Annotated in this window: 1 pseudogene; it reads left to right on the top strand. The window is 73.2% G+C overall.

The features are described 5' to 3' along the window. Positions 1-611, top strand: a pseudogene (locus DU475_RS23950) (glycosyltransferase); the annotation flags it as partial.

Here is a 611-nt window from a genome sequence, read left to right as displayed (position 1 = left end):
GCTGCTGCCGGCGCGGGCCACGATCGGGGCACCGCGGCTGGCGGTGGCGGCTTGGCTTCTGGTGCTGTTCGGGGTGCCGATCGGCTACGCGACCTCGACGTATTCGCGCGCCTACGGCAGCGGTCCGGTGCCGACCGAGCTGTACCCGGCCCAGGCCCTGTCCAACGCGATGCAGTCGGTCTGGAAGAGCCGGACGACGCGGCCCCTCGATATCGTTACCGGCAGCACCAGCGAGGCCGGTTTCGTGGCTGCCTATGCGTCCCCGCGGCCATCGGTGTTCATCGACGCCGATCCAGCCAAGAGCCCGTGGATCACGCCGCAACGGCTGAAGCAGTCCGGAACGCTGGTGGTCTGGAGCACCGACGAGTTCGCCCGAACCGACGTGCTGCCGCCGCCGTATCGGGCGGCGCTTGCGAACACCTCGCCGTTGTTCGGCACGATGCTGCTGCCGCTGGGCGGTGGAAAGCTGAAGGCCTATGGCTGGGCGATGATTGCGCCGGAGGGCGTCGCACTGACGCCTCCGCCCTCGGCCCCGCCCCCTGCGCAGGTCCCGCCCCCCCCGCCGCCCGCACCCCCCGCCCCCCCCCCCCCCCCCCCCCCCCCCCCCCCCC

Source organism: Rhodopseudomonas sp. WA056, assembly GCF_010906995.1.
GTDB lineage: Bacteria > Pseudomonadota > Alphaproteobacteria > Rhizobiales > Xanthobacteraceae > Rhodopseudomonas > Rhodopseudomonas palustris_G.
This window is presented reverse-complemented; position numbering and strand designations above follow the sequence as displayed.